The organism is Longimicrobium sp. (assembly GCF_036399255.1).
GTDB lineage: Bacteria > Gemmatimonadota > Gemmatimonadetes > Longimicrobiales > Longimicrobiaceae > Longimicrobium.
The window spans coordinates 242,226-267,167 of sequence record NZ_DASWNM010000016.1 but is presented as its reverse complement, the minus strand read 5'-3'; the positions used below and the strand labels follow the sequence as shown (position 1 = coordinate 267,167).

23 protein-coding genes are annotated in these 24,942 nt (G+C 70.5%); 19 read left to right on the top strand and 4 right to left on the bottom strand.

The window, feature by feature from the left end:
- Positions 1-463: 463 nt before the first annotated feature.
- On the bottom strand, positions 464-949 hold the full coding sequence (locus VGC13_RS02340) for a helix-turn-helix transcriptional regulator (RefSeq protein ID WP_331123585.1): 486 nt from the start codon (positions 947-949) through the stop codon (positions 464-466).
- 288 nt (positions 950-1,237) lie between these two features.
- On the opposite strand from VGC13_RS02340, the gene VGC13_RS02335 reads away from it, so the two are divergent.
- The 3 genes from VGC13_RS02335 to ruvA are packed head-to-tail and all read left to right on the top strand — an operon-like array spanning position 1,238 to position 3,170.
- Positions 1,238-1,981: a YebC/PmpR family DNA-binding transcriptional regulator gene (locus VGC13_RS02335; RefSeq protein WP_331123584.1), complete on the top strand. Its 744-nt coding sequence runs from the start codon at positions 1,238-1,240 to the stop codon at positions 1,979-1,981.
- A gap of 2 nt (positions 1,982-1,983) precedes the next feature.
- Positions 1,984-2,586 carry a crossover junction endodeoxyribonuclease RuvC gene (gene ruvC / locus VGC13_RS02330; protein WP_331123583.1) on the top strand — a complete coding sequence of 201 codons (603 nt, stop codon included), beginning with the start codon at positions 1,984-1,986 and terminating at the stop codon, positions 2,584-2,586.
- Positions 2,583-3,170 carry a Holliday junction branch migration protein RuvA gene (gene ruvA, locus VGC13_RS02325; protein WP_331123582.1) on the top strand — a complete coding sequence of 196 codons (588 nt, stop codon included), beginning with the start codon at positions 2,583-2,585 and terminating at the stop codon, positions 3,168-3,170. Before ruvC ends, ruvA begins: the two co-directional genes overlap by 4 nt.
- Before the next feature lie 120 nt (positions 3,171-3,290).
- On the opposite strand, the gene VGC13_RS02320 is transcribed toward ruvA, so the two are convergent.
- Positions 3,291-3,467, bottom strand: coding sequence for a hypothetical protein (locus tag VGC13_RS02320; RefSeq protein ID WP_331123581.1), 177 nt, complete (start codon positions 3,465-3,467; stop codon positions 3,291-3,293).
- A 341-nt stretch (positions 3,468-3,808) separates the two neighbouring features.
- On the opposite strand from VGC13_RS02320, the gene VGC13_RS02315 reads away from it, so the two are divergent.
- Positions 3,809-4,396 carry a hypothetical protein gene (locus tag VGC13_RS02315; protein ID WP_331123580.1) on the top strand — a complete coding sequence of 196 codons (588 nt, stop codon included), beginning with the start codon at positions 3,809-3,811 and terminating at the stop codon, positions 4,394-4,396.
- A 77-nt stretch (positions 4,397-4,473) separates the two neighbouring features.
- On the opposite strand, the gene VGC13_RS02310 is transcribed toward VGC13_RS02315, so the two are convergent.
- The gene (locus tag VGC13_RS02310; RefSeq protein ID WP_331123579.1) at positions 4,474-5,436 is read right to left on the bottom strand and encodes a surface-adhesin E family protein; all 963 of its coding nucleotides are present in this window, start codon (positions 5,434-5,436) and stop codon (positions 4,474-4,476) included.
- Between the two features lie 225 nt (positions 5,437-5,661).
- Between VGC13_RS02310 and ruvB the strand changes: the two genes are divergently transcribed.
- The 6 genes from ruvB to VGC13_RS02280 all read left to right on the top strand — a co-directional run bounded on the left by ruvB (position 5,662) and on the right by VGC13_RS02280 (position 14,294).
- The gene (ruvB, locus tag VGC13_RS02305; RefSeq protein ID WP_331123578.1) at positions 5,662-6,744 is read left to right on the top strand and encodes a Holliday junction branch migration DNA helicase RuvB; all 1,083 of its coding nucleotides are present in this window, start codon (positions 5,662-5,664) and stop codon (positions 6,742-6,744) included.
- Entirely contained in the window at positions 6,741-7,787 is a 1,047-nt protein-coding gene (gene queA, locus VGC13_RS02300; protein WP_331123577.1) for a tRNA preQ1(34) S-adenosylmethionine ribosyltransferase-isomerase QueA, read from the top strand. The genes ruvB and queA overlap by 4 nt, the downstream gene beginning before the upstream one ends.
- Positions 7,788-8,357: 570 nt before the next feature.
- Positions 8,358-10,568, top strand: coding sequence for an alpha/beta hydrolase (locus tag VGC13_RS02295; RefSeq protein ID WP_331123576.1), 2,211 nt, complete (start codon positions 8,358-8,360; stop codon positions 10,566-10,568).
- Between the two features lie 5 nt (positions 10,569-10,573).
- Complete coding sequence (locus VGC13_RS02290; RefSeq protein ID WP_331123575.1) at positions 10,574-11,731, top strand: PQQ-binding-like beta-propeller repeat protein; 1,158 nt, start codon at positions 10,574-10,576, stop codon at positions 11,729-11,731.
- A gap of 162 nt (positions 11,732-11,893) precedes the next feature.
- Positions 11,894-12,958, top strand: a complete 1,065-nt coding sequence (locus VGC13_RS02285) for a PQQ-binding-like beta-propeller repeat protein (protein ID WP_331123574.1) — start codon at positions 11,894-11,896, stop codon at positions 12,956-12,958.
- 307 nt (positions 12,959-13,265) lie between these two features.
- Positions 13,266-14,294, top strand: coding sequence for a PQQ-binding-like beta-propeller repeat protein (locus tag VGC13_RS02280; protein WP_331123573.1), 1,029 nt, complete (start codon positions 13,266-13,268; stop codon positions 14,292-14,294).
- 130 nt (positions 14,295-14,424) lie between these two features.
- Here the strand turns inward: VGC13_RS02280 and VGC13_RS02275 are convergent, their stop codons facing one another.
- Positions 14,425-16,554 carry a POTRA domain-containing protein gene (locus tag VGC13_RS02275; RefSeq protein ID WP_331123572.1) on the bottom strand — a complete coding sequence of 710 codons (2,130 nt, stop codon included), beginning with the start codon at positions 16,552-16,554 and terminating at the stop codon, positions 14,425-14,427.
- A gap of 438 nt (positions 16,555-16,992) precedes the next feature.
- Here VGC13_RS02275 and tgt point away from each other — a divergent pair, with 438 nt between their 5' ends.
- The 9 genes from tgt to VGC13_RS02230 all read left to right on the top strand — a co-directional run bounded on the left by tgt (position 16,993) and on the right by VGC13_RS02230 (position 24,460).
- Positions 16,993-18,159 (top strand): tRNA guanosine(34) transglycosylase Tgt, encoded by a 1,167-nt coding sequence (gene tgt, locus VGC13_RS02270; protein WP_349264171.1) that lies wholly within the window; start codon positions 16,993-16,995, stop codon positions 18,157-18,159.
- Between the two features lie 97 nt (positions 18,160-18,256).
- The gene (gene yajC / locus VGC13_RS02265) at positions 18,257-18,595 is read left to right on the top strand and encodes a preprotein translocase subunit YajC (RefSeq protein ID WP_331123570.1); all 339 of its coding nucleotides are present in this window, start codon (positions 18,257-18,259) and stop codon (positions 18,593-18,595) included.
- A gap of 2 nt (positions 18,596-18,597) precedes the next feature.
- Positions 18,598-19,098: a peptide deformylase gene (gene def / locus VGC13_RS02260; RefSeq protein ID WP_331123569.1), complete on the top strand. Its 501-nt coding sequence runs from the start codon at positions 18,598-18,600 to the stop codon at positions 19,096-19,098.
- 7 nt (positions 19,099-19,105) lie between these two features.
- On the top strand, positions 19,106-20,050 hold the full coding sequence (fmt, locus tag VGC13_RS02255) for a methionyl-tRNA formyltransferase (RefSeq protein ID WP_331123568.1): 945 nt from the start codon (positions 19,106-19,108) through the stop codon (positions 20,048-20,050).
- Positions 20,051-20,165: 115 nt separating this feature from the next.
- The gene (locus VGC13_RS02250) at positions 20,166-20,798 is read left to right on the top strand and encodes a thiamine phosphate synthase (RefSeq protein WP_331123567.1); all 633 of its coding nucleotides are present in this window, start codon (positions 20,166-20,168) and stop codon (positions 20,796-20,798) included.
- Entirely contained in the window at positions 20,799-21,026 is a 228-nt protein-coding gene (gene thiS, locus VGC13_RS02245; RefSeq protein ID WP_331123566.1) for a sulfur carrier protein ThiS, read from the top strand. It abuts the gene before it with no gap.
- Positions 21,027-21,432: 406 nt separating this feature from the next.
- Positions 21,433-22,218, top strand: a complete 786-nt coding sequence (locus tag VGC13_RS02240; RefSeq protein WP_349264170.1) for a thiazole synthase — start codon at positions 21,433-21,435, stop codon at positions 22,216-22,218.
- Positions 22,219-22,223: 5 nt separating this feature from the next.
- The gene (locus tag VGC13_RS02235; protein WP_331123564.1) at positions 22,224-23,534 is read left to right on the top strand and encodes an RsmB/NOP family class I SAM-dependent RNA methyltransferase; all 1,311 of its coding nucleotides are present in this window, start codon (positions 22,224-22,226) and stop codon (positions 23,532-23,534) included.
- Positions 23,531-24,460, top strand: coding sequence for a PASTA domain-containing protein (locus VGC13_RS02230; RefSeq protein WP_331123563.1), 930 nt, complete (start codon positions 23,531-23,533; stop codon positions 24,458-24,460). The genes VGC13_RS02235 and VGC13_RS02230 overlap by 4 nt, the downstream gene beginning before the upstream one ends.
- Positions 24,461-24,942: the final 482 nt, after the last annotated feature.

Genomic DNA, 24,942 nt, shown 5'->3' with positions numbered 1-24,942 from the left:
GAGGAACAGAGTCAGACAGAGAAAGCGAGCTGAAACATCATCCTGGTTCCTCTGTCTGACTCTGTTCCTCTGTACCCATGAAGGCGTTGTTTTCCCGTCTTTATCACTCGCCCGAACCGCGGCCGGATCCGCATGCCGAAACAGAGAACGGCCTTCCTGCGCGGGGAAGGCCGTTATCGTTGAAGTTGCCCTGCCAACCGGCGCGGATCACTCTTACGACCGGTGACATGCCCGAAGCTCCGCGATTAGACCAGATCCTGAAAAAGAATAATCGTACAGGGGAACAGAGTCAGACAGAGAAAGCGAGCTGAGACATCATCCTGGTTCCTCTGTCTGACTCTGTTCCTCTGTACCCATGAAGGTGTTGTTTTTCCCGTCTTCAGTATCACTCGCCGCGAACCGCGGACCGGATCTGCATGCCGAAGCAGAGAACGGCCTTCCCGCGCGAGGAAGGCCGTTCCTGTTACCGAGGACGTGCCCGCAATCCCGCGATCACCTCGTCGCCATCGAGCCCTTCGACCACACCGCGCACCATTTCCATCGCCCGGCGGTGTGCCTCCGCTTCGACTGCATCGTCCTCCGGATCTTCCGGTTCCAGGCTCTCGATCGGTGTTTCCGCCGCGCTCGCGGATTCCGCGTGCGAGCGACTGCGATACGCGCGCTTGAACAGCGTCGCCGTCTGCATGGAGAACGCGTCGGCAATGCGATCGAGCGTGTCGATGGTGACGTTCGCCTGGGCCGCCTCGATCTGCGCGACGCGCGGCTGGGAGGTGCCCAGACGCTGCGCCATCTGGTGCCGGGTCAATCCGCCACTCACCCGCAGCCGCAGCACGTTGCGCGCAAGGGTGAGCCTGCTGCCCATCGCCGCCTCGGCGCGCGCGATCTCCGGATTGTCGCGCCATACGGACTCGAACAGCTCGTGCGCGCCGCATCCCGGCAAGTTCATCATCGTCCTCCACCCCGTTCGGTTCAGCCGCGTCCACCCTCGCCCGGTGACCTTGGTGCCGGCGATGGGAAGCTAATCACTCGCGCCGCGGCTGAGTAGCGCCGGGAAAATACCGTCAACGCGGCAGGGTCCAGGGGAGCGATCCGATGGGGTCCGGGGCGGAGCGGATGAGGCGGAGGGCGGGCTAAAGTGTGGTCCGTTGAAGCGGCGCCGCGGAGTGCTTATATTGAATGGCTGCATTCTGAACGGCGATCCCGACGCGCAAAGCCCAATCTTTCCGGAGGAAGCCCGATGGCGGGCCATAGCAAGTGGAAGCAGATCAAGCACAAGAAGGCGCTGACGGACAACCGCCGCGCCGCCACGTGGACCAAGAAGATCCGTGAGATCACCGTGGCCGCCAAGGAAGGCGGCGGCGACCCCGCGGGCAACCCGCGGCTGCGCCTGGCCATCGACAACGCCAAGGCGGTCAACATGCCCAACGAGAACATCGACCGCGCCATCAAGAAGGGCACGGGCGAGCTCGAGGGCGTGAACTACGAGGAGATCACGTACGAGGCGTACGGCCCGGCCGGCGTCGCCATCATGATCGAGTCGCTGACCGACAACGGAAACCGCACCGTGGCCGACATCCGCCGCTGGCTGTCGCGCAACGGCGGCAACCTGGGCACCACCGGCAGCGTGGCGTGGATGTTCGACCGGCGCGGCCAGATCTCCATCGACGGCGCCAGGCACGACGAGGAGACGGTGATGGAGGCGGCGCTGGAGGCCGGCGCGCTGGACGTGGAGACCGGCGAGGACGGGTTCACCGTGCTCACCGAGGTCGCCGACTTCCACGCCGTGCAGGACGCGCTGCGCGCCGCGGGGATCACCTGGGAAGACGCCGAGCTGGCGATGATCCCCAAGACCGAGATCAAGGTCGAGGGCGCCGACGCCGAGCAGCTGGTCAAGCTGCTGGAGCTGCTGGAAGAGCTGGACGACGTGCAGCAGGTGTACACCAACGCCGACGTCGACATGGACTCGCTGGCCGAGGTCTGAGCTTGCCCATCGGCGGCGCGGGCCCGTCCGCCGCGCCGGAGCGCGGGCCGCGCGGCCCCGCCGAGAGCGTGGTGCTGGGGGTGGACCCCGGCACGGCGGTCACCGGCTACGGCGTCGTTCGCCGCGCGGCGGACGGCGCCCTGTCGCTGCTGGAGTGCGGCGTCATTCGCACCGACGCCCGCGCCCCGCTCCCCGAACGCCTGCGCGACATCCACCTGGGGATCGTGGAGGTCATCGCCCGCGTCCGTCCCTCGGTGCTGTCGGTGGAGGGGGTGTTCTACGCCAAGAACGTCCGCACCAGCGTGGTGCTGGGGCACGCGCGCGGCGCCATCCTGCTGGCGGCCGCGCTCAACGGGATCGAGGTGGCCGAGTACCCGCCGGCGGAGGTCAAGTCCGCCGTGGTGGGCGCGGGGCGGGCCACCAAGGACCAGGTGGGATTGATGGTGCAGCGCCTCCTGAAGCTGCGTGACGTTCCCAAGCCGCACGACGCGGCGGACGGGGTGGCCCTGGCGCTCACCCACTGCTTTCGCGGGTTCGGCCCCTCGGCCAAGTCTCCCCCCTTCAACCTGCGGCAGATGATCGCCAACTCCGGAGCCCGCCGTTGATCACACGCGTCCGCGGCGAGCTGATGGTCCGCGACCTGGAGCGGGTGGAGGTGATGACCTCCGGCGGCGTGGGCTACGAGATCTCCATTCCCACCACCGTCTTCGAGCGGCTGCCGCGCCTGGGCGAGCAGGTCACGCTGCGCACCTACCACCTGGTGCGCGAAGACATGGTGGCGCTCTTCGGGTTCCTGGACGACACGGAGAAGACGGTCTTTACGCGGCTGCTCACCATCAACGGCGTGGGGCCGCGGCTGGCGCTGGCCATGCTCTCGGCGATGACGGCGGAGTCGGTGGTGCGCGCCGTGCGCGAGCGCAACGCGGCGGCGCTCACGGCGGTGAGCGGGGTGGGAAAGAAGACGGCGGAGCGGGTGGTGCTGGAGCTTACCGGCAAGCTGGACGACATCGCCTTCGCGGCCGGCGCGCTGGGCCAGCGGGCGCCCGCGGCGGAGGAGGCCCTGCGCGCGCTGACGGCGCTCGGCGTGACGCAGGCGGACGCGGACCGCGCGGTGCGCGGCGTCGTCCAGGAGAAGGGAAGCCTCTCCGCGCCGGAGATGATCCGCGAGGCGCTGGCGCGGCTGAAGTAGGGGGATACGCGGGCGGGCGCTGGTTCCGGGCGGATCAGCGCTGTTCCCGGCGTCGGCGGGTGTGCGAAGCGACGACGCAAGCCGTGCCGGAGGCCTCGCCGGGCCTCCGGCACGCCGCGCTTACTGGCAGTCGCGGACCCAGCTTTCGAGCGGGCTGAGGCAGAAGAAGTCCTGCGAGCAGGTCATCGTCTTGTCGGGGTTGTCGCTGTGCGCGTGGACGGTGCCGCCCACGCTGGCGGCCCCGGTCTCGAACGAGGTGATTTCCAGCGCTTCTACGTTCAGGGACAGCTTCTTCATGAGGATCTCCGCGGGGGGGATTGTGATGCGGGGGGCTTTCCAACAGGAGGGTGGAAAATGCAGCCGCGCCTGAAGTTCACATGATGTCGGGATTCGCGCAAGCAGTCTGTAAGCGTTTGCAAATGTTCAGCTTGTGGTGGTTGGTGGGAAACATGTGATCTTCTCGCGCCGGACACCGTCCAGGGCGGGTGAGCGGCCCTTTCTGCGCGCGTCCGCATCCCGGGCAGAACCGGGAGCAAATCCGCGTTGCAACTCGCCGGCACCCGCGTCCGTAGAGGGCGTCCGGACGCGGAGCCGGATGCCCGCGCGAAAGAATCCATCCGCCTGACGGAGCGCGTTTCGTGAACGATCTTGCCCACCCCGCCGCCACCGCCACGTCCCCCCTTGCCGAACCGAAGTCGCCCTGGACGCCGGCGGTCGTCGCGTGCGTGGCATGCATCGGGATCGCGGGCGGGAGCTTGACGTACGGCCTCGCCGTCGGGTTTTCGCTTCCGTCCGCGGTGCCGCTGCTGCTGCTCGCTTCCGGGTGCATGGCCGCCGTGCGCTGGAAGCGCGCGGGCGTACGCCACGAACTGCGGAACCAGGCGTCGTCCAAGATCGCGGAGTTCGGCGGCGGCGTGTACGGCGCTATGGCGATGGCCACGCTGCTGTACCTGGAAGCCGCCGACCTGGTGAGCGACGTGGCTTCCGCGGGCTCGCTGCCGAAGTTCATCGGCGCGCTGGACGTGGGCTGGCTGGTGGAGCAGATGATGGAGTCCGTGGGCTTTGCCATTCGCGCGGGGTTGTGGCCCTGGCACTGGCTCTCGGACTATGGCATGCAGACGGTGCTGATCGCCGGCGGCGCGGCGGTGGCGCTGGATGCACTGATCGAGGCCGTGGCGCCGCGCTACCGCGCCCAACGAGAGGTACCGGCTTCGGCGCCGTCCTGATCCATCGGTGAAGGGAAGCGGAGAGCCCGCCGGACGCACGGTCCGGCGGGCTCGCCGCTTTCCATCGCCCAGTGCGGCTACACCCGCCGGCGTTTGCGGCCGCGCCGCCCCGTCCGCCCGGGGGCGGGGCGCCGCCAGAGGGCCAGCGGCGCAGTGCCCGGCGCGGAGGGCGCGCGCAGCGAGGTGGGCGCGCCGGCGGGCGGACCGCCGCACGCGGCGTTGACCTCGGCGTAGCCGTAGACCGAGGAATCCGCCACGATCCCTGAGGGACCGGGGCGGGTGAGCGAATCGACGAAGGTGCCCGAGTGGGCCAGCACCTGGCGCACGACCCGGACGCGGCGGGTCGCGCACTCCACGCGCATGAGCCGGTGGTGCGTGTCGTACTCGGGCCCCCTCGTTCCATCGAAGCGCTGCAGCGCGCGCGGCGCCTGCCGGGTGCGCGACCACATCATCGTCACCTCGCCGTGGCGCTGGCGCCCGGCGGTATCCACCTCCTGCGGCTGCTCGTCCGTGCCGGCCACCCGCGTCCACCGTTCCGGGGCGTTCAGCGGGGGCAGGCCCATGCCCATTGCCGGGTCCGCCGGAAGGCACGCCAGGTCGAACATCTCCCGCACCATGCCGGTGGTGTCGGCGGGGGTCCACGGTCCCTGCGCGTCGCTGGAGCCCACCCGCCGGGTCCCCGAGGTGCGCCGGGCATCGTACCGCACGGCCAGCGGCCGCCAGCGCCTGCCGGCGCAGTCAAAGCGCTGCCGGACGTAGCGGTTCGAGTACTGCGCGGTGTCGCCGGGCACGGTCTCGGGCAGGCGCGGCCGCCACTCCACCCAGGTCACCGGGTGTCCCTGCTGCCTGGACAGGCCGTCCCAGTGCAGCGAGGCCGCGACCGTTCGATCCTGAAAGGTCGGGCCGCCCTGGTGTCCCAGGTGGATCCATTCTTCGTCCGGGAGGGTCGCGGGATCGGCGGGCGTCTGGGCCCCCGCGGGGAGCGCCACGGCAAGGACGGCCAGCACCGCAAGAATCGTGGCGGAAACGGGTATGCGCATGCGGCGGGAGGGGTGAAAGGGGAGTGAGGGAACCGCGGTCGGGCGCGTGATACTGCGGCGGGGCGGCGGGAGTTCCGGCATGGGCCGCCGCTGCCCCGCGCGCTCCGGATGCCGCTCCGGATGCGCACGATCCCCGCGCGCGGGCGGGTGTAGCATCGAACGAAGAAAACCCGTACCTTGTGGGCGGCGGCCACGCGCCCTGCCGGCACCCGCGACCATCCACCGATGTCCCAGCAGCAGCCCCGTTCCGAGATCACCACGCCCGACGTGCTCGGCGACGACGACGTCGCCGAGCTTTCGCTGCGGCCGCAGCGGCTGGCGGAGTTCATCGGGCAGGACAAGGTCAAGGAGTCGCTGGCCATCGCCATCTCGGCCGCGCTCAACCGCCACGAGCCGCTGGACCACACGCTGTTCTACGGCCCGCCCGGCCTCGGCAAGACCACGCTGGCGCTGCTGATGGCCCGCGAGCTGGGGGTGAACATCAAGGTCACCGCCGCGCCGGTGCTCGAAAAGCCGGCGGACCTGGTGCGCGAGCTGACGACGCTGCGCGAGGGCGACATCCTGTTCATCGACGAGATCCACCGCCTGCGCCCCATCATCGAGGAGTTCCTGTATCCCGCGATGGAGGACTGGCGGATCGACGTGCGCCTGAGCGACGGGCCGCACGCGCAGATGATCAGCATGCCCATCGAAAAGTTCACGCTCATCGGCGCCACCACGCGCTACGGCCTGCTGACGCCGCCCATGCGCGCGCGCTTCGGCATCGTGCAGCGGCTGCACTACTATCCCGTGGAGCACCTGGCCTTCGTGGTCGAGCGGACGGCGGAGATCCTGGGCGTGGGGTGCGACAAGGAGGGGGCGATGGAGATCGCGCGGCGCTCCCGCGGCACGCCTCGCGTGGCCAACCGGCTGATGCGCCGCGTGCGCGACTACGCCCAGGTGCGCGCGGACGGCCACATCGACAAGCGCGTGGCCGACCTGGCGCTGCACATGCTGGACGTGGACGAGTTTGGCCTGGACGACATGGATACGCGGGTGCTGCGCTCGCTGATCGAGCAGTTTGGCGGCGGGCCGGTGGGGCTGAACACGCTGGCGGTGGCGCTGGGCGAGGACGCGGGGACGCTGGAAGAGGTGTACGAGCCCTTCCTGATCCAGAACGGCTTTTTGATGCGCACGCCGCGCGGCCGCGTGGCCACGACGCTGGCGTACCGCCGCTTTGGCTACGCGCCGCCGGTGGACGGGCTCCCCGGCCACCCCGGCCTGGGCCGCGAGCCGAAGCCCGCGCAGCCGGGGCTGTTCGACGCGTGAGCGAGCGCGGCTTTCGCACCTCGGACTTCGACTTTCACCTTCCGCCGGAGCAGGTCGCGCAGGCCCCGGCGGAGCGGCGCGACGCGTCTCGGCTCCTCGTCGTCGACCGCGCGACCGGCGAACTGCGTCACCGCACGTTCAGCGATCTCGTCGAATACGTTCCCGCCGGCGACGCGCTGGTGGTGAACGAGACGCGCGTCTTTCCCGCGCGGCTCCTGGGCCGCAAGGCGACCGGCGCGGCGGCGGAGATCCTCTTGCTGCATCCGCACCAGGGGGAGGAGAAGGTGTGGACGGCGCTCGTCCGCCCCGGCGGCAAGCTGAAGCCGGGGCGCACGGTGGAGATCGGACCGGAGTTGTCGGTGCAGATCGTGGAGTCCACGCCCGGCGGCGAGCGCATCGTCCGCCTGGACACGCCGCTGGGGCTGACCGAGGCGCTGGACCGCTACGGCGAGGTGCCGCTGCCGCCCTACGTGGAGCGCACCGCGACGGAGGCGGACCGCGAGCGCTACCAGACGGTCTACGCCCGTGCCCGCGGCTCCGTCGCCGCGCCCACCGCCGGCCTGCACTTCACGCCGGGGATCCTGGAGGCGATGGAGGCGCGCGGCGTGCGCATCGTGCGGCTGGTGCTGCACGTGGGCGTGGGCACCTTTCGCCCGGTGGAGACGGAGGACCCGGCGGAGCACCGCATGCACTCCGAGTGGTACAGCGTCCCCGCCGAGGCAGCCGACGCGCTGAACGCCACCCACGCCGCTGGCGGCTCCATCTGGTCCGTCGGCACCACGGTGACGCGCACGCTGGAGTCCGTGGCCACCGAGGACGGCATCGTGCACGCGGGCGAGGGGTGGACGGACATCTTTCTGCGCCCGCCGTACCGCTTTCGCGCCGTGGACCGCCTGATCACCAACTTCCACCTCCCTCGCAGCACCCTGCTGATGCTGGTTTCCGCCTTTGGCGGCTACGAGCTGGTGATGCGCGCCTACCGCGAAGCCATCGACCGCGGCTACCGCTTCTACAGCTACGGCGACGCGATGCTGCTGATGTAGTCAGTCACGCTTCAGCGGATGGATGATGAGCGGCGGTGGAGCGGAGGAAACCGCTGCACTGCCGCTTCTGCGTAGGTGAAGTGATGGAGCCGAATCCGCGAACAGACTGGTCCGGATGATCACTGCGTCCGGCCCTCACTTCATGAGTACAGAGGAACAGAGTCAGACAGAGGAACGAGGAGGATGTTTCAGCTCGCTTTCTCTGTCTGACTCTGTTCCTCTGTACGATTATTCTTTTTTCAGGATCTGGTCTGGAGGACGAGACGGCCTGTGGGGGGAATGCACAATCGGCCCGAGAATCTGGTACGACTGGAAAGGAGTGGGCGCGCGCCTCGCCCAGATGACCACCGTCTGCCGGGCTGGGTATCCGTTTAATCGGGATGCGCACGAGGGGGAAATATTTTTCTTGACAGATCCCCGGAATCAGTCTTAATCCTGTAGAACAGCGGTAATGAAATTCTAGCCGATTCTCTTCTCGCCTTCCGCACCCCTAGATGGAGGTGATCGTACCGCCGGCTTGATGTGCCGTCCCTGAATGCTGCCCCATGTCTCAGCCTGGAGAAACTTTCAATGCGCCTCGCTTTGCACAACATCCGCTACTTTGCGGCACTCGCGTTCGTGGCGGTCGGCGGATGCACGGACGCCGACACACCGGCGGTGTCGCTCTCTGCTGATCTGCAGCCCGCGCTGACCGCCGCGCCGGCCGGCGCCCTGCGCGACGACGAAATCGATCCGCGTGACACGTATTTCGCGGTAAACGTCACCACCACGCGGACGGTAGAGGGTGACGGTTCGCCGGACGGGATGGGGACGGCATCACTCGACTCGCCTGACCACGCCACGGATGAGTCCACGTACCTGGAGGCGGGCTACGGAAGCGACGGCGCGCTACGCTTCAACGTCTACAGCGACGGAGCGGCGGATGCGCGGCTGCCGGCGCCGCCCTCCGTGGTGCGTACGGTAGGCAACCAGGTGTACGTCTACGACGAGTGGGGCAGCCTGGCCGAGACGTACAGCTTCAACGATTTCCTGGAGGGCGCGGGGCTGCCGGGCGGCAACCTGGCGGTCGGCAGCCCCTACGGCAGCCTGTACAACCCGCTGGGCAGCAGGGGAGGCGGAGGAACCAAGGAGCCCATCTACATCTCGGGCGTCGATCCGGAACGGACCAAGGTGCATCGGATTCGTGAGGACGTGCTTCAGATCACCACGGTTTCCGGCGTGGGTGGGGACGCCGGCATGCGGGCCGCCGCTGGCTCCGGGCTGGGAATCCAGACCTCCCGCACCTTCCGCCGCCGCGCCGTCCCTACCACGGACGCTGCCGCCGCGGGAACGACGGGGGAAGCCGCACGCGCCGCCGCCGTGGCGCACTGGATCCTGGAATCGGTGGACCAGACCGCGACCACGCCCGGCGGCAGGCGGAGCGTGACCGTCCGCACCCGCACCACGTACCGCTACGTCGCGGCGCACATTCACCGCGGCAAGGACCAGCAGCGCGAACGCGCGTTCGGCGAGTCGCCCGCATCTGCGCAGAGCCACGCCTCCTTGCCCGCCGGCGCGCTGCGCGGAACGCACGCGGGTGCCGCCGTGGGCACGGCGAGCGTGGAGGACGGCATCGACGTGTGCCGGCAGGGCCAGGCAAACTACACGCGCACCGTCACGGCGGGCGGCGGGGGCGTCGTGTACCAGCACGGCTTCTGCGCCACCGCCGACACCTGGTCCGCCATGCGGCAGCGCGTGCCCGAGACGCACCGCGTGGGCCTGGAGCAGAGCTACAGCCTGAACCCCGACGCGCCCATCGAGTCGCAGGTGGACGACCTGGCCGCGCGGCTCATCCAGGCGGGAGCTCCGGGGAACGTCGTGGTCGCGCACAGCCAGGGCGGGCTGGTGGCGCGCCGGCTGGGCCAGCGCCGGCCCGACCTGGTTTCGGGGGTGGTCACCATCGGCACGCCCCACGAAGGCGCGCTGGTCGCCAGCCGCCCCGCGGGAATGCTGGCGGACGGCATCGCCGGCATCATCACCGGCGGCTGCGCGGGAAACCTGATGTGCCAGCTCTTTTCCGACGTCGCCGAGGCGCAGGCGGCCGGGTTCATCTCGCGCACCGCCGGAAGCCTGGTTCCCGCCGCGGGCGACGACCGGCCCGGCTCCGCGCTCATCCTGCGCATGAACGGGCGCTCGGAGCCGCAGTACGAGCAGTTCCGGCGCGCCAGCATCGCCATGAGCGTAAGCCCGCGCTGGGCTATCTTCCGCATGATCGGCGACAAGGACAGCGACCGGGCGCGCCTGCTGACCAACCAGCCGCTCAAGGGCCGCTCGTACGCCCGTGACGCGCAGCGCCTGTACGACGCCGGCCGCGTTCTGCGCTACATGGCGATGGTGCTGCGCTGGCGCGCCACCGACTACGGGTACGGCTGGGGCTGCCACCAGTCCCTGTACTCGTCGTCCTGGGAGCCCTGCTACAACTCGGGCTATTCCTACAACTGGTGGAAGGCGAGCTACTGGTACCACGTGGCGGACGCGCTGGACTACCTGGGCGGCACGGTGGTGTGGACGCTGGATACGCTGGACCGCCTGTGGGACGACGCCACCACGGGCCGTGCTGGCGGAACCGACGGATTCGTCCAGCTTTCGTCCCAGCACTACCCCAGCTACGTGCCGGGCGCGTTCCCCATCAAGCAGTTCCAGATCAACGGCGTCGAAGCACACTCGGGCGAGACTGCGAGCTACGACGTGCTGTTGAGATTGCAGCCTGCACTCGATCACGCGGGACTGTTCCGGCGATGAAGGCCATGCTAAAGATCAAACGATTTGCGCTCTGCGTCCGCGGAGCCGCGGCCTGCGTGGTAGCGTGTGTGCTGGCTGCCGGCTGCAAAGACCTCGTGACCCGCGATGGGCCTTCCGGCGCCAGCCCGGGAGGGCTGGACCTTCTCTTCAAGGTCCCGGTCGATCGCGCCGACAACGCCTTCGTCCCCGCTACGGACGGGCAGCGTCTCTATGCGGACGTGAACCGCCGGATCGAAGCGTTCGATCTCTCCACGGGTGCAAGGCTGTGGAGCTACCTGCGGCCGCTCGGGGGGCCTTCATCGCTGGTGGCGCGTGACGGACGCGTGTTCTTTGCGGGAGACACGGCGGTGGCACTGGACGCCGCCAGCGGCCGCGAACTGTGGCGCCATGTTCTTCCATCCCCCGCGGGCCTGGGAGAGAGCGCCGGGGACAGCGACGCGTATTACGTCGGGATGAAGGATCACCGCGTCTATGCACTCCGGGCCACGGACGGCGCCCTTCTGTGGAGCCGCGATCTTGGGCCGGACTGGCCGTTTGGGGGAGTGGTGCGGGGGATGACCGTGAGCGGAGACACGGTCTACGCGGCCGTGGAGCACGACACCGGGATCAACGGGTACATCGGCACAGGTGACCTGTTCGCGCTGGACCGCAGGACGGGAGCCGTGCACTGGGTGTTCCGGAATGGTGACGGAACCCGGCTCGACATCTACCAGTCGGCCGGGCGGGTGGCTGGCCGCCTCCTGTTGCTCACGGCCAACTGGGAGAACGAGTACATCGCCCTCGACCGTCTCACGGGCACCGAAGTCTGGCGTGCGCACGGGGAAGACCCCTACTTCGGAATGGACGAGGCACCCGAGGTACAGGGCGACAGGGCGTACTTTGCGTCTCAGGACCAGTATGCGTATGCATTGGACCTGGCGACGGGACGCCGCCTGTGGCGAGCACGGGTCGCAAGCGGAGCGTCCAACGTCGCTCCCTGCGGCTCTCGCCTGCTCGTCCAGGATCTAGGGTTGTCGGTCGTGGATCTGGGCAGCGGCCGCATGTTGGGGCGGGCATACGATAGCTCCACGAATGAAAGTCTTCACACGGACTTCGTCGTGGTCGGCAACCGGGCGTATGTGTTCGGCATTACCCACCTGTACGGATTCGAATGTCCGACGTAGGAGACTGGGCCTATCGGGATTACGAGGGCCGCGACCGCGCCGGCTCCGCTACCTGAGTTGAGGATGTCGATGGCTTTGGCCGTAAACAGCCGATCGCATGTCCGCTTCCTGGCTCGCGGAGCCTGTGTCCTGATCCCGCTCCTCGCAGCCTGCACGGAACCGGTGACCAGTGGCCAGCGCCAGTCCGGGCCCGGCGGGCTGGACGTCCTGTTCCGGGCGCCGGTGGAGCGGGCGGGGAACACGTTCGTGCCCGCGAGCGACGGGCAGCGGCTGTACGCGGACGTAGACCGGCGCATCGAGGCGTTCGACCTGCAGACGGGTGCCCGGCTGTGGAGCTACCAGCGTCCGCCGGGTGGGCCGTCAGCGCTGGTCGTGCGGGGTGGCCGGGTGATGTTTGCGGGGGACAGTGCGGTTGCGGTGGACGCCGCGACGGGACGGGAGATCTGGCGCCGCGAGCTGGACTCGTATGCCGGCTTCACGGAGAGTGACGGGGACGCCGACGCATTCTACACCGGGACCGAGCAGCGGAGCATCTACGCGTTCCGCGCGACCGACGGTGCCTTGCTCTGGCGCCGGCAGCTGGGCGCCGACTGGCCGCATGGCGGGATCGTCCGCGGAATCACCGTCAGCGGCGACACCGTGTACGCCGTGCTGGAGCACAACACCGGGATCAACGCGTACATCGGCACGGGAGACGTGTTCGCGCTGGACCGGCACACCGGGGCCATCCATTGGACGTACCGGAACGGTGATGGAACGCGCCTGAGCATCTTTCAGTCAGCCGGCCGGGTGGCCGGCGGGCTCCTGCTGCTCTCCGCCAACTGGGACAACGAGTTCCTGGCCCTGAACCGGGCCTCAGGTACGGAGGCGTGGCGTGTCCGCGGCGGGCTGACGTTCTCCGGTCCGCAGGAAGCGCCGGAGCACAGGCGCGGCGTGGCGTACGTGGGCTCCCACGACCAGCACGCCCTTGCACTCGATCTTGCCACGGGGCGCGAGCTGTGGAAGACGCGGGTCCAGGCGGGTGTGAACTGGCTGGGCGTCTGCGGCAGCCGGCTTCTGGTCGGTGCGTCGGGCCTTCACGTGCTCGATCTCGCCTCTGGCCGTGTGCTGGGCCATGGATACGGGAGCGAGAGCAATGAAGTGCTCGGGACAGACTTCGTCGTGGTCGGCAATCGGGCATACGTGTTCGGCATCGGCCACCTGTACGGATTCGAATGTCCCACGTAGCAAAGCTGTACTGATGGGAAGGAACGCCACCGCGCCGAGGGTTTCGAAGCCTTTGGCGCGGCTCCGCTCCCCGGGTTTGAAGCCACAGCGGCGAAATCGCGCGCCAGGCGGTTCGGATGGAGACACAGCCTGCGCTGGACTACGCTGGATCATCACGCGCGTAGCGGGAGCCATGACAACGTGCCGCTATCGGCGGGAGCGTATGCAATCGCTCGGCGTTCTCGTCCTGTGCCTGAGTGTCTGCGCGCTGCTGGCCGGATGTGAGGAACCGCTGGGGGGAAACCGTCCCGAGCGGGGACCCGGAGGGGTGGCGCTGCTGTTCAAGGTGCCGGTCGACCGTGCCGACAACGCCTTTGTCCCGGCGACGGATGGACAGCGCCTGTACGCCGACGTGAACCGCCGGATCGAGGCGTTCGACCTGGGGTCGGGTACCAGGCTGTGGAGCTATCAGCGACCCATCGGCGGCCCGTCGTCACTGGTGGCGCGCGACGGGCGCGTGTTCTTCGCGGGTGACAGTGCGGTTGCACTGGACGCCGCGACGGGACGGGAGATCTGGCGGCGCGAGCTGGACGCCCCGGCGGGTTTCGCGGAGAGTGACGGGGACGCAGACGCATATTTTACCGGCACGGACCAGCGGAGCATCTATGCGTTCCGCGCAAGCGACGGTGCGCTGCTCTGGCGCCGGCAACTGGGTACCGATTGGCCGCACGGGGGGATCGTCCGTGGTGTTACGGTAAGCGGCGATACCGTTTACGCGGTGCTGGAGCACAACACCGGGATCAACGGACACATCGGTACGGGCGACGTGTTCGCGCTGGACCGCCACACGGGTGCGACGCTCTGGGTTCATCACAACGGCGATGGCACCGGGCTCGACATCTACCAGTCCGCGGGGCGGGTAGCCGGGCGGCTGCTGCTCCTGTCGGCGAACTGGGAGAACGACTACCTCGCGCTGGACCGCTTTGCGGGTACGGAGGTGTGGAGAGCTCATGGCGAAGACCCGTACATCGGGATGGACGAGGCGCCGGAGGTGAGGGGCGGCCGGGCGTATTTCGCATCCCAGGACCAGCATGCGCAGGCGGTGGACCTGGCGACCGGACGGATGCTGTGGCGGACCCGCGTGGGAAGCGGCGCCCACAAGGTGGCGCCGTGCGGGAAGCGGCTGCTGGTGCAGGATCTCGCGCTTTCCGTTCTAAACCTGGAGACTGGCAGGATGCTGGGAAGGGCGTACGACGGATCGGTCAACGAGTATCTGCACACCGACTTCGTCGTGGTCGGCAATCGGGCATACGTGTTCGGCATCGGCCACCTGTATGGATTCGAGTGTCCCACGTAAGCGGCTGTACCGTCTCGGAAAGAATGCCACCGCGCCGCAGGCTTCCGGAGCCTTTGGCGCGGTGATGTTTGACTCGCGGCGGTGAAGCGGTGCCTATGCCGATCCCCACGGACGTTGGATTCGGCGTAGATCAGAACGGCGCGCCCATGCTCAGCTGAAACTGCAGGCGGCGGCGGAAGCGGGTCCAGGCGCCGGGATCGTCGTATCCGAACGGGTCGTAGGGGACCCGGCCGAGCAGGCGGTAGCCGCCGTCGGCGCCGCGGACCAGCAGGGGGTACGTGCGGACGGGTGACGGGTTGTAGGCGACGTCGACGCGGATGGGGCCGGCGGGGGTCAGCGCCAGCACGCCCACGCCGGGCGTGACGGTCGACTCCGTGCGCGTGCCCAGCGGGCTCCCGGATTCGCCGCGGGTGCGGACGGCGCCGGCGTCCACGAAGGCGGCCAGCTGCAGGCCGCGCGTGGCCCACAGCCGCGCCTCCACGCTCGCCTCGGCCAGCAGGTCGCCGCCGGCGCCGCGGACGTAGACGTCGTCCGGCGAAAGCGGCGCGCAGCTGGCGGTGTCGTCGCACGCGACGGAGGCGGAGTCGCGCGCCAGCAGGATGCGCGGGCCCAGCAGGTTCACGCCGACGCCCCGCACGCCGCGCGGCCCGCCGCCGAACAGGCGCAGCTGCGGCGGCAGCGGCAAATCGCCGCCCGCCAGCACGCCCAGCCGCGCACGCGCCCCCACCTGCACGCGGCGGCTCACCAGCCGCGTGGCCGAGCCCTCCAGCACCGCCCGCGCATAGTCGTAGTCCGAGCCCGTCGCACCGCCTGCGGCGGAGACGGCGAGGGTGAGCGACGGCACCCACCGAGGCCGCTCCGCCGCCAGCCATGCGGGTCCCGGCGGCGGCGGGCCCAGGGCGGCGCGCACGCCCGCCGGCTCCCACTCCAGCCGCGCCTCCACGGGCGTCAGCGTGTACGCCTGCGCCCGCCGGTCCGCGGCGGACGCACCGCAGTCGCCGTACAGCGCGCAAAAGAACGCGCCGCCCGCCTCGTTGTCGCTGCGCTCGGGCGTGAACGCCAGCGTGCCCGTGACCCCGCGCGCCAGCTCCCGCGCCAGCCCCGCGCGCGCCTGCCACCCGCGCCGCACGTACGCGCCCGGCGCCGTCTCGCGCAGCACGCCGCCTTCCAGCAGCAGCCACGACGCGCGCCCCACCGGCTGGGCCAGGCTGGCCCGCACCGTGTACGCCGGCTCGGTGAACTCGCCGGACGGGTCGCGGCCGCACACCTCCGACGCCAGCAGGTTGGACGCGCTCGCCGAGAGCGTGACCACGCGCGGCGCGCCAAAGGCGTAGGCGTGCGACAGGAGCCCCTCCGCGCCCAGGCACCGGCTGGCGCCCACCACGCCCTCCAGCGTGTACCGCACCACCTTTCCGGTGCCGACGGCGACGTTCACCTCCACCACGCTGTCGCTCCACGTCACCGGCGCGGGGCGGATTTCCACCGAATCCACGATCGGCAGGCCGTGCAGCCGCTCCACCGCGTGCTCCAGCAGCGCGGGCGAGAACCGCTGTCCCGGCCGATACGGAAGCCGCCGGCGCGCGTCGTCGCCCTGCAGCGGCGGCTCCGCGCGCACGGTCGTGGGGCCAAAGACCGCGACCGGACCGGGGCGCACGTCGATCACCACGTCCGCCACGCCACCCTCCACCGGCTGTGGCGGCGCCTCCACCTGCACGAAGGCGTGGCCCCGCTCACCGAAGCGCCGCGCAATCACCCGCTGCGCCGCCTGGATGCGCGGCAGCGCGTACACGTCGCCGGGGCCGATCGGCAGGGGCGCGGCGGTCAGGGACGGCAGCGCCTCCGCGCCGCGAAGCACCACAAGGCGCACGCGGACCGGCGCGCCCTCGGTCACGGCGAAGCGCACGCGCACGTCGCCGTCAGCCAGCGTGTCCACCGCGGACGCGGCGGTGGCGTCCGGAAATCCCCACAGCGCGTACGTCCTGCGGATCGCCTCCTCGTCGCGGCGGACGGCGGCGGTGTCGAGCCAGGCGCGCCGCTCGGCCCAGTCCGCATCCGCCACCGCGCAGAAGGGCGCGTAGAACGGCGAGGCGCAGACCGATTCGCGCGTCTCGACCGCCTCCCGCAGCAGGGCCACGTCCAGCGCCCGTACGCCGGTGAACTCCACGTCCTCCACGGCGGTGCTGTCCGCGGCCGGCTCCTGCGCATCCGCGGGGACGGAGGCGAGGCAGAAAATCAGCATCCACAGAAGGGTCGGGCGCATGTGCTTTCAGATTCGAGTCAGCGTTTACGGACCAGACGCGCGGCGGGAAGACGCGTGCCGCGCCGCCGTGGGCCCTCTCCCCCGGACGGCCTTTCGCTCGTTCTTCGCGACGGCGTCCGACCCCTCCCCCAAACTGCGGGGGAGGGGTGAGGGGAGGCATGGGACAACGCCACTCCGCTAACTCCGCGTGAGTTCCCCACCTGCTGCGCAGACCCTTGTTCACGGAACTTGGGCCAGCAGTTGCGGCATCCGGGCCGCCGTTGCCGGCTATTCCCTATTCCCTGTTCCCTATTCCCTGTCAAGCCAATCCGTTCCTGAATTCAAACGCGCCGCGCCTTGCCACCGCCCGCCGCATCCCCCAAACTACCCGCTTGCCAGAAACGGTTGCGGGCGGGCGCAATTCGCGGCGCCGCGCGCGGATGCACGGAGGGGGGACCGCTGTTCGAGTTCGACATCCAGGGGACGGAGGGCGCCGCGCGCGCCGGGCGGCTGGCCCTGCCGCACGGCGTGGTGGAGACGCCGGTGTTCATGCCCGTGGGCACGCAGGCCACGGTAAAGACGCTGACGCCCGAAGAGGTGCAGGGGCTGGGCGCCCAGATCATCCTGGGCAACACCTACCACCTGTACCTGCGCCCCGGCCACGAAGTGGTGCGGCAGATGGGCGGCCTGCACCGGTTCCAGAACTGGGACCGCCCCATCCTCACGGACTCGGGCGGGTTCCAGGTGTTCTCCCTCTCCGACATCAACGTCATCGAGGAGGAGGGGGTCACCTTCCAGAGCCACATCGACGGCAGCCGCCACCTGTTCACCCCCGAGCGGGTGATGGGGATCGAGCGGGCACTGGGGGCCGACGTCATCATGGCCTTCGACCAGTGCCCGCCGGGGCAGAGCAGCCGCGAGCTGGCGACGGAAGCGTACCAGCGCACGCTGCGCTGGCTGGAGCGCTGCCGGAAGCGGTTCCTGGAATTGCCGGACGAGGACCCCGACGGCCCGACCCAGACGCTGTTCCCCATCGTGCAGGGCGGCATCTACCCCGACCTGCGCGTGGCGTCGGCGCGGGCCACGCTGGACTCGGGCGACTGGGACGGCATCGCCATCGGCGGATTGTCCGTGGGCGAGCCCAAGCCCACCATGCACGCCATGCTCGAGGCGCTGCAGCCGGAGCTTCCCGCGCGGCTGCCGCGCTACCTGATGGGCGTGGGCTACCCCGACGACCTGCTTGAGGCCATCGGGCGGGGGGTGGACATGTTCGACTGCGTGGCGCCCACGCGCAACGGGCGCAACGGCGCCGTGTGGATCGCGGGCGAGGGGCAGGTGAACATCAAGCAGCGGCGGTTCCTGACGGACGCCGGCCCGCTGGACCCGGACTGCGGCTGCTACACCTGCCGCACCTACACCCGGGCGTACCTGCGGCACCTGTTCGTGGCGGGGGAGGGCCTTTCGATGCGGCTCCTCTCCATCCACAACCTGCACTTTCTGGTAAGCCTGGCCCGCGGCGCGCGCGAGCACATCCTGGCCGGGGATTTCGGGTCCTGGAGCCGGGACTGGCTCGAGCGGTTCCACGCGGGCAAAGCAGGACGGCAGGGAATAGGGAACAGGGAATAGGGAATAGCGGGCAAAACAGCGGTGGCGGGTGCAGGCTGTAACCTGTCCCCTGTAACCTGTAACCTTCTCGAACAATCAACCAATCCGGACCGGAACCATGGAAACTCTACTCTTGGCGATGATTCAGGCGAGCGGAGAAGCGGCGCCCCAGCGGGGGAACCCGCTGTTCAGCATGCTGCCGCTGGTCATCCTGTTCTTTCTTTTCTGGATCATGATCATCGTTCCCCAGCGGCGGCAGGCCAAGGCGCACCTGGAGATGGTGCAGGCGCTGGGCAAGGGCGACGAGGTGGTGACGGCCGGCGGCATCATCGGCGTCATCACCGGAGTGCGCGACGACCGCGTGGAGGTGCGCAGCGGCTCGTCGACGGTGGTGGTGGAGCGCTCCAAGATCGCGCGCCGCGCGGGCGATCCCGTCCGGCCGGAGATCAAGGTGTAGCCATGGCCCGGCTGAACATCGAGATGCTGGGCTCGGAGGTGCTCCGCAAGAAGGCGGAGGACGTCCCTGCGCCCGGCCCGGAGCTGGACCGCCTGGTGGCGGACATGCTGGAGACGATGTACGACGCGCGCGGCATCGGGCTGGCGGCGCCGCAGGTCGGCCTGTCGCAGCGGCTGATCGTGATCGACCTCAAGGAGGACAATTCGGAGCCGATGGCGCTGCTGAATCCCACCATCCTGGAGCTGGGCGGCGACAAGGACCGGGTGGAGGAAGGGTGCCTGAGCATTCCCGGCGTGGCGGCCACCGTGGAGCGGCCGGTGACCTGCGTGGTGGACGCGCTGGACGCCAAGGGGCAGCCGGTCCGCATCGAGGCGGAAGGGCTGCTGGCGCGCTGCCTTCAGCACGAGATCGACCACCTGGACGGCGTGCTGTTCATCGACCGCATCTCGCCCATCAAGCGCAAGATGCTGCTGGCGAAGTACCGCAAGCTGGCGGACAAGTGAGGCCCGCGTGAAGGTCCTGTTCTGGGGCACCCCGGCGTTCGCGCTTCCCGCGCTGCGCTCCCTGTCTGAAGAGGGGCACGTCGTCGTGGGCGTGGTCACGCAGCCGGACCGGCCGGCGGGGCGCGGCCGCGAGGTGGCCATGTCGCCCATCAAGCAGGAGGCGCTGGAATCCGGCATCCCCGTGCTGCAGCCCGAAAAGGCGCGCGGCGACGAGTTCCTGGCGCAGATCCGCGCGCTGGACGCCGACATCTCGGTGGTGGTGGCGTACGGGCAGATCCTGAAGCCCGAGGTGCTGGCGGTGCCGCGGCTGGGCTCGGTGAACATCCACGCCAGCCTGCTGCCGGAGCTGCGCGGGGCGGCGCCCATCCAGTGGGCCATCGTGCGCGGCCACGCCACCAGCGGCGTCACCATCATGCGCATGGAGGCGGGGCTGGACAGCGGCCCCATGCTGCTGCGCGTGGAAGAGCCCATCGAGCCCGAAGAATCCGCCGGCGAGCTGGGCGGGCGGCTGGCGGAGGTCGGCGCCGAGGCGCTGGTCGAGGCGCTGGCGCTGATGGAGAACGGCGGCATCCAGGAAACGCCGCAGGACCACGAACGCGCCACCTACGCGCCCAAGGTGGACCGCGAGACGGCGCGCATCGACTGGTCGCTGCCGGCGGACGAGGTGGCGCTGTGGATTCGCGGGATGGACGACGTTCCCGGCGCCTGGACGCCGCACGGCGCGCGCGGCCCGGTGAAGCTCTTTCGCCCGAAGGTGGTCAACGAGATGGGCGGCGTTCCCGGCGAGGTGATCGAGACTGGCGCCGAGGGCGTGCTGATCGCCTGCGGGATGGGCGCGGTGCGCGTGCGCGAGGTGCAGCCCCCCGGCAAGCGCCGCATGCCCGCGGGCGACTGGGTACGCGGGCGCGGTGTGGCCGTCGGGGACCGGCTGGGTGGGGAGCAGCAGGTCTGAATTCGGCGCCCGGACACCAGGAGCGAATGAATTCGCCGCTGGAAAATCGCAAAGTCCGCCTTCGCGGACTGTGGCGGAGAGTTTGGAGCGGAGCCGCGACCTTCGGTGCGGCAGCATGACCCAACTTGCACGCATTCCGCCGCTGCACGTGGTGACGGACGATGAGGTGGTGGCGCGGGGGGATTTTCTCGATCGCGCGCGGCGGATTCTCGGGGCGGGTGGGGCGGCGGCGGCGTTTCACCTGCGGGCGCCGCAGGGGGCGGGGCGGCGGATGTACGATTTTGCCTCCTCGCTGCGGTCGATGGCGGCGGATGCGGGCGCGCTGCTGATCGTCAACGACCGGGTGGACGTGGCCCTCGCGGCGGCGGCGGACGGCGCGCACGCCGGGGGGCGGGGGATGACGGCGGCGGATGCGCGGCGGCTGCTGGGGCCGGACCGGCTGCTCGGCGTCTCCGTCCACTCGGTGGATGAGGCGCGGGATGCGATGCGGGGCGGGGCGGACTTCCTGCTCGCGGGGACGATCTGGGACACGCCGTCGCATCCGGATCGGCGCGGAGCGGGGATCGGGCGCATCCGCGAGATCGCGGCGCTGGGCATCCCCGTGATCGCGATCGGGGGCGTGACGGCGGCGCGGGCGGCGGAGGCGCGGGATGCGGGCGCGGCGGGGGTGGCGGTCATCCGCGGGGTGTGGGATGCGCCCGATCCCGCCGAGGCGGTGAACGAGTATCTGAAGCACTGGAAGGAATAGATGAGCGACACGGCGGTAGCGGCCACCATCACGGTCCGCGTGAACGGCGACGAGCGCGAGATTCCCGCGGGGCTCACGGTCGATGGCCTGCTGGCGCACCTGTCGCTGAGCCCGCGCATGGTGGTCGTGGAGCACAACGGCGACATCCTGCGCCGCGAGACGCTGGCCGGCGTCGCCGTGAACGAAGGCGACCAGCTGGAGCTCGTCCACTTCGTCGGCGGCGGCTGAGACGTGGCCCTCTCCCCCGGACGGCCTTTCGCTCGTTCCTCGCGACGGCGTCCGACCCCTCCCCCAAACTGCGGCGGAGGGTGTTGAGGGGAGCCGGACCAGATCGGAAACGCCGGGGGATTGTCGCGACGTTTATACCCTCTCCCGCTTGCGGGAGAGGGTGCGAGCCTAAGCGAGCGGGTGAGGGCCCCGGCGGACGCAGCCGGATCCAGGCCATGCCAGAGCCGAGGCCGCGCGTCCCGGCCCCCAAGCGAATGAATTCGCGGCTGGGAAAACGCGATGTCCGCCTGCGCGGACGGGAATCGTGGCGGTGGGAGAGCCCAACGCGCCCAGCGGCATCGTGGCCGTACTTTCGTAATCCTGTACTATCGTAGTGATGTCTATCCTGCTGGACGAACCGACCGCCATCGCCGACGCGCTCGACGCGCCGCTCGTCATCGCGGAGCGCCCGCTGCGCTCGCGGCTGATGGTGGGGACGGGCAAGTACCGATCGAACGACGAGATGGTGCGCGCCATCCACGCTTCCGGCGCGGAGGTCGTCACCGTGGCCGTCCGCCGCGTGGACCTGGACCGCACGAAGGAGGAGGGCGTCCTCCATCATCTCGATCCCAACCACTACCTGCTGCTCCCCAACACGGCCGGCTGCTACACGGCCGAGGACGCCATCCGCTACGCGCGCCTGGCCCGCGCCGCCGGCTTTACCAACTGGGTAAAGCTGGAGGTGATCGGCGACCAGGAGACGCTGCTCCCCGACGCGGACGCCACCCTGCGCGCCGCCCGGGAGCTGGTGGCGGACGGGTTCGTCGTGCTGGCCTACACCAACGACGACCTGATCACGGCGCTGCGGCTGGAGGACGCCGGGTGCGCGGCGGTGATGCCGCTGGCGTCGCCCATCGGTAGCGGACTGGGGCTGGTGAACCCGTACAACATCCGCACGATCAAGTCGCGCCTCTCCGTCCCCGTGATCGTGGACGCCGGCGTGGGCACCGCGTCCGACGCGGCGGTGACGATGGAGCAGGGGGTGGACGGCATCCTGATGAACACCGCCCTGGCCGAGGCGAAGGACCCCGTCCGCATGAGCCGCGCGATGGCGCTGGCCACGGAGGCGGGGCGGCTGGCGTACCTGGCCGGGCGCATGCCGCGGCGCGAGCGGGCGGTGCCGTCGTCGCCGCTGGCCGGCATGCTGGACTGACCGGCATGGCGGAAGGGCCGACGGTCGCGCGGCAGGCGGCGCTCGAGGCGATGGCCCGCTTTCGCGAGGGCGAGCTGGGCGACCGCGCGCTGGAGCTGGCGACGCAGGGAATGGAGGGGCGCGAGCGCGCGTGGACGCAGGAGCTGGTCTACGGCACCTTTCGCCTGCGCGGCCGCATCGACCACATCCTCGACGGCTTTGCGCGCGACGGCATCGCCTCGCTGGACGGCGACGTGCTGGACGTGCTGCGGCTGGGCGCGTACCAGCTGCTGGAGATGGGAAGCGTGCCCCCGTACGCCGCCGTCAGCCAGTCCGTGGAGCTGGTGCGGATGGCGGGCGCCGGGTACGCGTCGGGGCTGGTGAACGGCATCCTGCAGAACATGCAGCGCCGCCCCAACTTCCGCTTTCCCGACCCGCAGGCGGACCCCGTGTCGCACCTGGAGACGTGGGGATCGCACCCGCGCTGGCTTGCGGAGCGCTGGATCGAGCGCTGGGGCGCGGACGAGGCGCGGGCGCTGGCCGAGGCAGACAACCTGCGGCCGGAGCTGTACATCCGCCCGCTCGGCATGTCGGTCGAAGACGCGCGGGACCAGCTGGCGGAGGCGGAGATCGCGGCCGAGCTGGTGGACTTCGCGCCGGACTCGCTGCGCATTCCGCCGCCCGCGACCGCCGCGCAGGCGCTGGCCGTGGTCCCCGCCGTGGTGCAGGACCCCGCGGCGGCGCTGGTGGTGCGCTACGCCAGCGTGCCGGCGGGTGGGGACGTCATCGACCTGTGCGCGGCGCCGGGGGGCAAGGCGCTGGGGCTGGGGGAGCGTGCCGGGCGCGTGGCCGCGGCGGACCTTTCGCCGCGGCGGCTGCGGCGGGTGCGCGAGAACGCGGAGCGCGTGGGCTGGGGCGAGCGCGTGGGCGGCGTGGTGGCGGACGGGCGCCATCCCCCCTTTCGCGCGGTGGACGCGGTGCTGCTGGACGCGCCCTGCACGGGCACCGGCACCTTTCGCCGCCACCCGGACGGCCGCTGGCGCGTGTCGCCGGACGACCTGGACTCGCTGGCGCGGCTGCAGGACGAGCTGCTGGCCGCGGCGGCGGGGCTGGTGAAGCCGGGAGGGCTGCTGGTGTATTCCACCTGTTCGCTGGAGCCGGAGGAGAACGAGTTGCGGATCGATCGGTTCCTGGCGGATCGCGCGGGGTGGCGCATCGAGCCGCCCGCGGGCGTGGTGGACGCGTCGCTGCTGGACGACGCGGGGCGGCTGTGCGTGCTGCCGCAGCGGCAGGGCGTGGACGGCGCCTTCGCGGCGCGGCTGCGGAGGGTGGCGTGAGGCGCGTGCAGCCCCGCGGCGCGCCGCGAAAGCCGTCCACCGGCTGGCACCGCGAGATCCCCGGCCGCGTGCGCCGCTACTTCGACGAGCGGCGGCTGCTGAAGTGGGTGCTGATCTCCGGCGCCGGCTTTTTCGTGCTGGGCTACGTGCTGATGACGCTCCTCTTCTTTCCGGGCTTCGGGCGATCGGCCATCGTCACCGTGCCGGACCTGACGGGGCGCACGCGTGGCGCGGCGGAGCGGGCGGTGGAGCGGCTGGGGCTCGAGGTGCAGCGCGGACAGCCCATCCCCAACCCCCGCATGCGCCGCGGCCGCGTGCTGATGCAGACGCCGCTTCCCGGCGAAGAGGTGCCGCGCGGCTCGACGGTGCGCATCGTGCTGAGCTCCGGCCCGGAGATGCGCGTGCTGCCGGCCATCCGCGGCCTGCCGCGGCGCGACGTGATCGGCCTGCTGCACCGCTACGGCTTTCGTGTCGCCATCCGCCGGGTGCGCGACCGGCGGGACGAGGGGACCATCCTGGGGCTGCGGCCGGAGGTGGGAAAGCCGGCGCCCGTGGGCGGGATCGTGGAGCTGCTGATCAGCGCCGGCCCGCCCAGCGTGATGGTGCCCAACGTGGTGGGGCTGATGCCGGCGGATGCGCGGGCGCGGCTGCAGGCGGGCGGGCTGTCGATGGGGCGGGTGAGCTACGATCCGTCGTCGGCGGACAGCGCGGGGATCATCATCGCGCAGGCGCCAGCGGCGGGGGACAGCCTGCGGATGGGCTCCGGGGTGCGCGTGACGCTCGCCGGCGCCGACCCCACCCCGCCGCCTCCGCCCGCGGACACCGCCGCGGCCGTCGTGGTCGATTCCGCCGCCGCCGTCGAAGAGCCGGCGGAGGAGCCCGCCGAGGAGCCGGAGCCGGACGAGCCGGAGCCGAGCGTCCCCTAGGCTTCGAGCTGCGCCCGCGGCGCCCCCTCCGCTCGCCTAGGCTCGCACCTCCCCCGAAAAACTGCCGGGGGAGGTTGGGGTAGCCGAGAGGGCTCGGGTCGACGACAGGGATTGCGCTGGCACCTGCGGGGGCCCTCACCCGCTCACTCAGGCTCGCACCCTCTCCCGCAAGCGGGAGAGGGTATAAACGTCGCAACAGGTCGCGGAGCGGTCCCGCGGGTGCGGCGCAAAGGGCGGCAATGGCGAATGAATTCGCTGCAACAACCACACGAAGTCCGCCTTCGCGGACAGGCGGCGGTGGGGCAGGGCAAGTGCCTGCCACGTTGCGGGTTGGGTAAAGGCGGCCAGAGTGGGGGCCGTCGGAGCGGGATCGAATTCTCCCCTCTCCGTGAGGAACGAACGGGGAGGGGCCGGGGGAGGGGCACCCCTGCGGGCGCAGTTCGATGCATTTCGTCGAGCCACATAACCGTCGGCACCCCCAA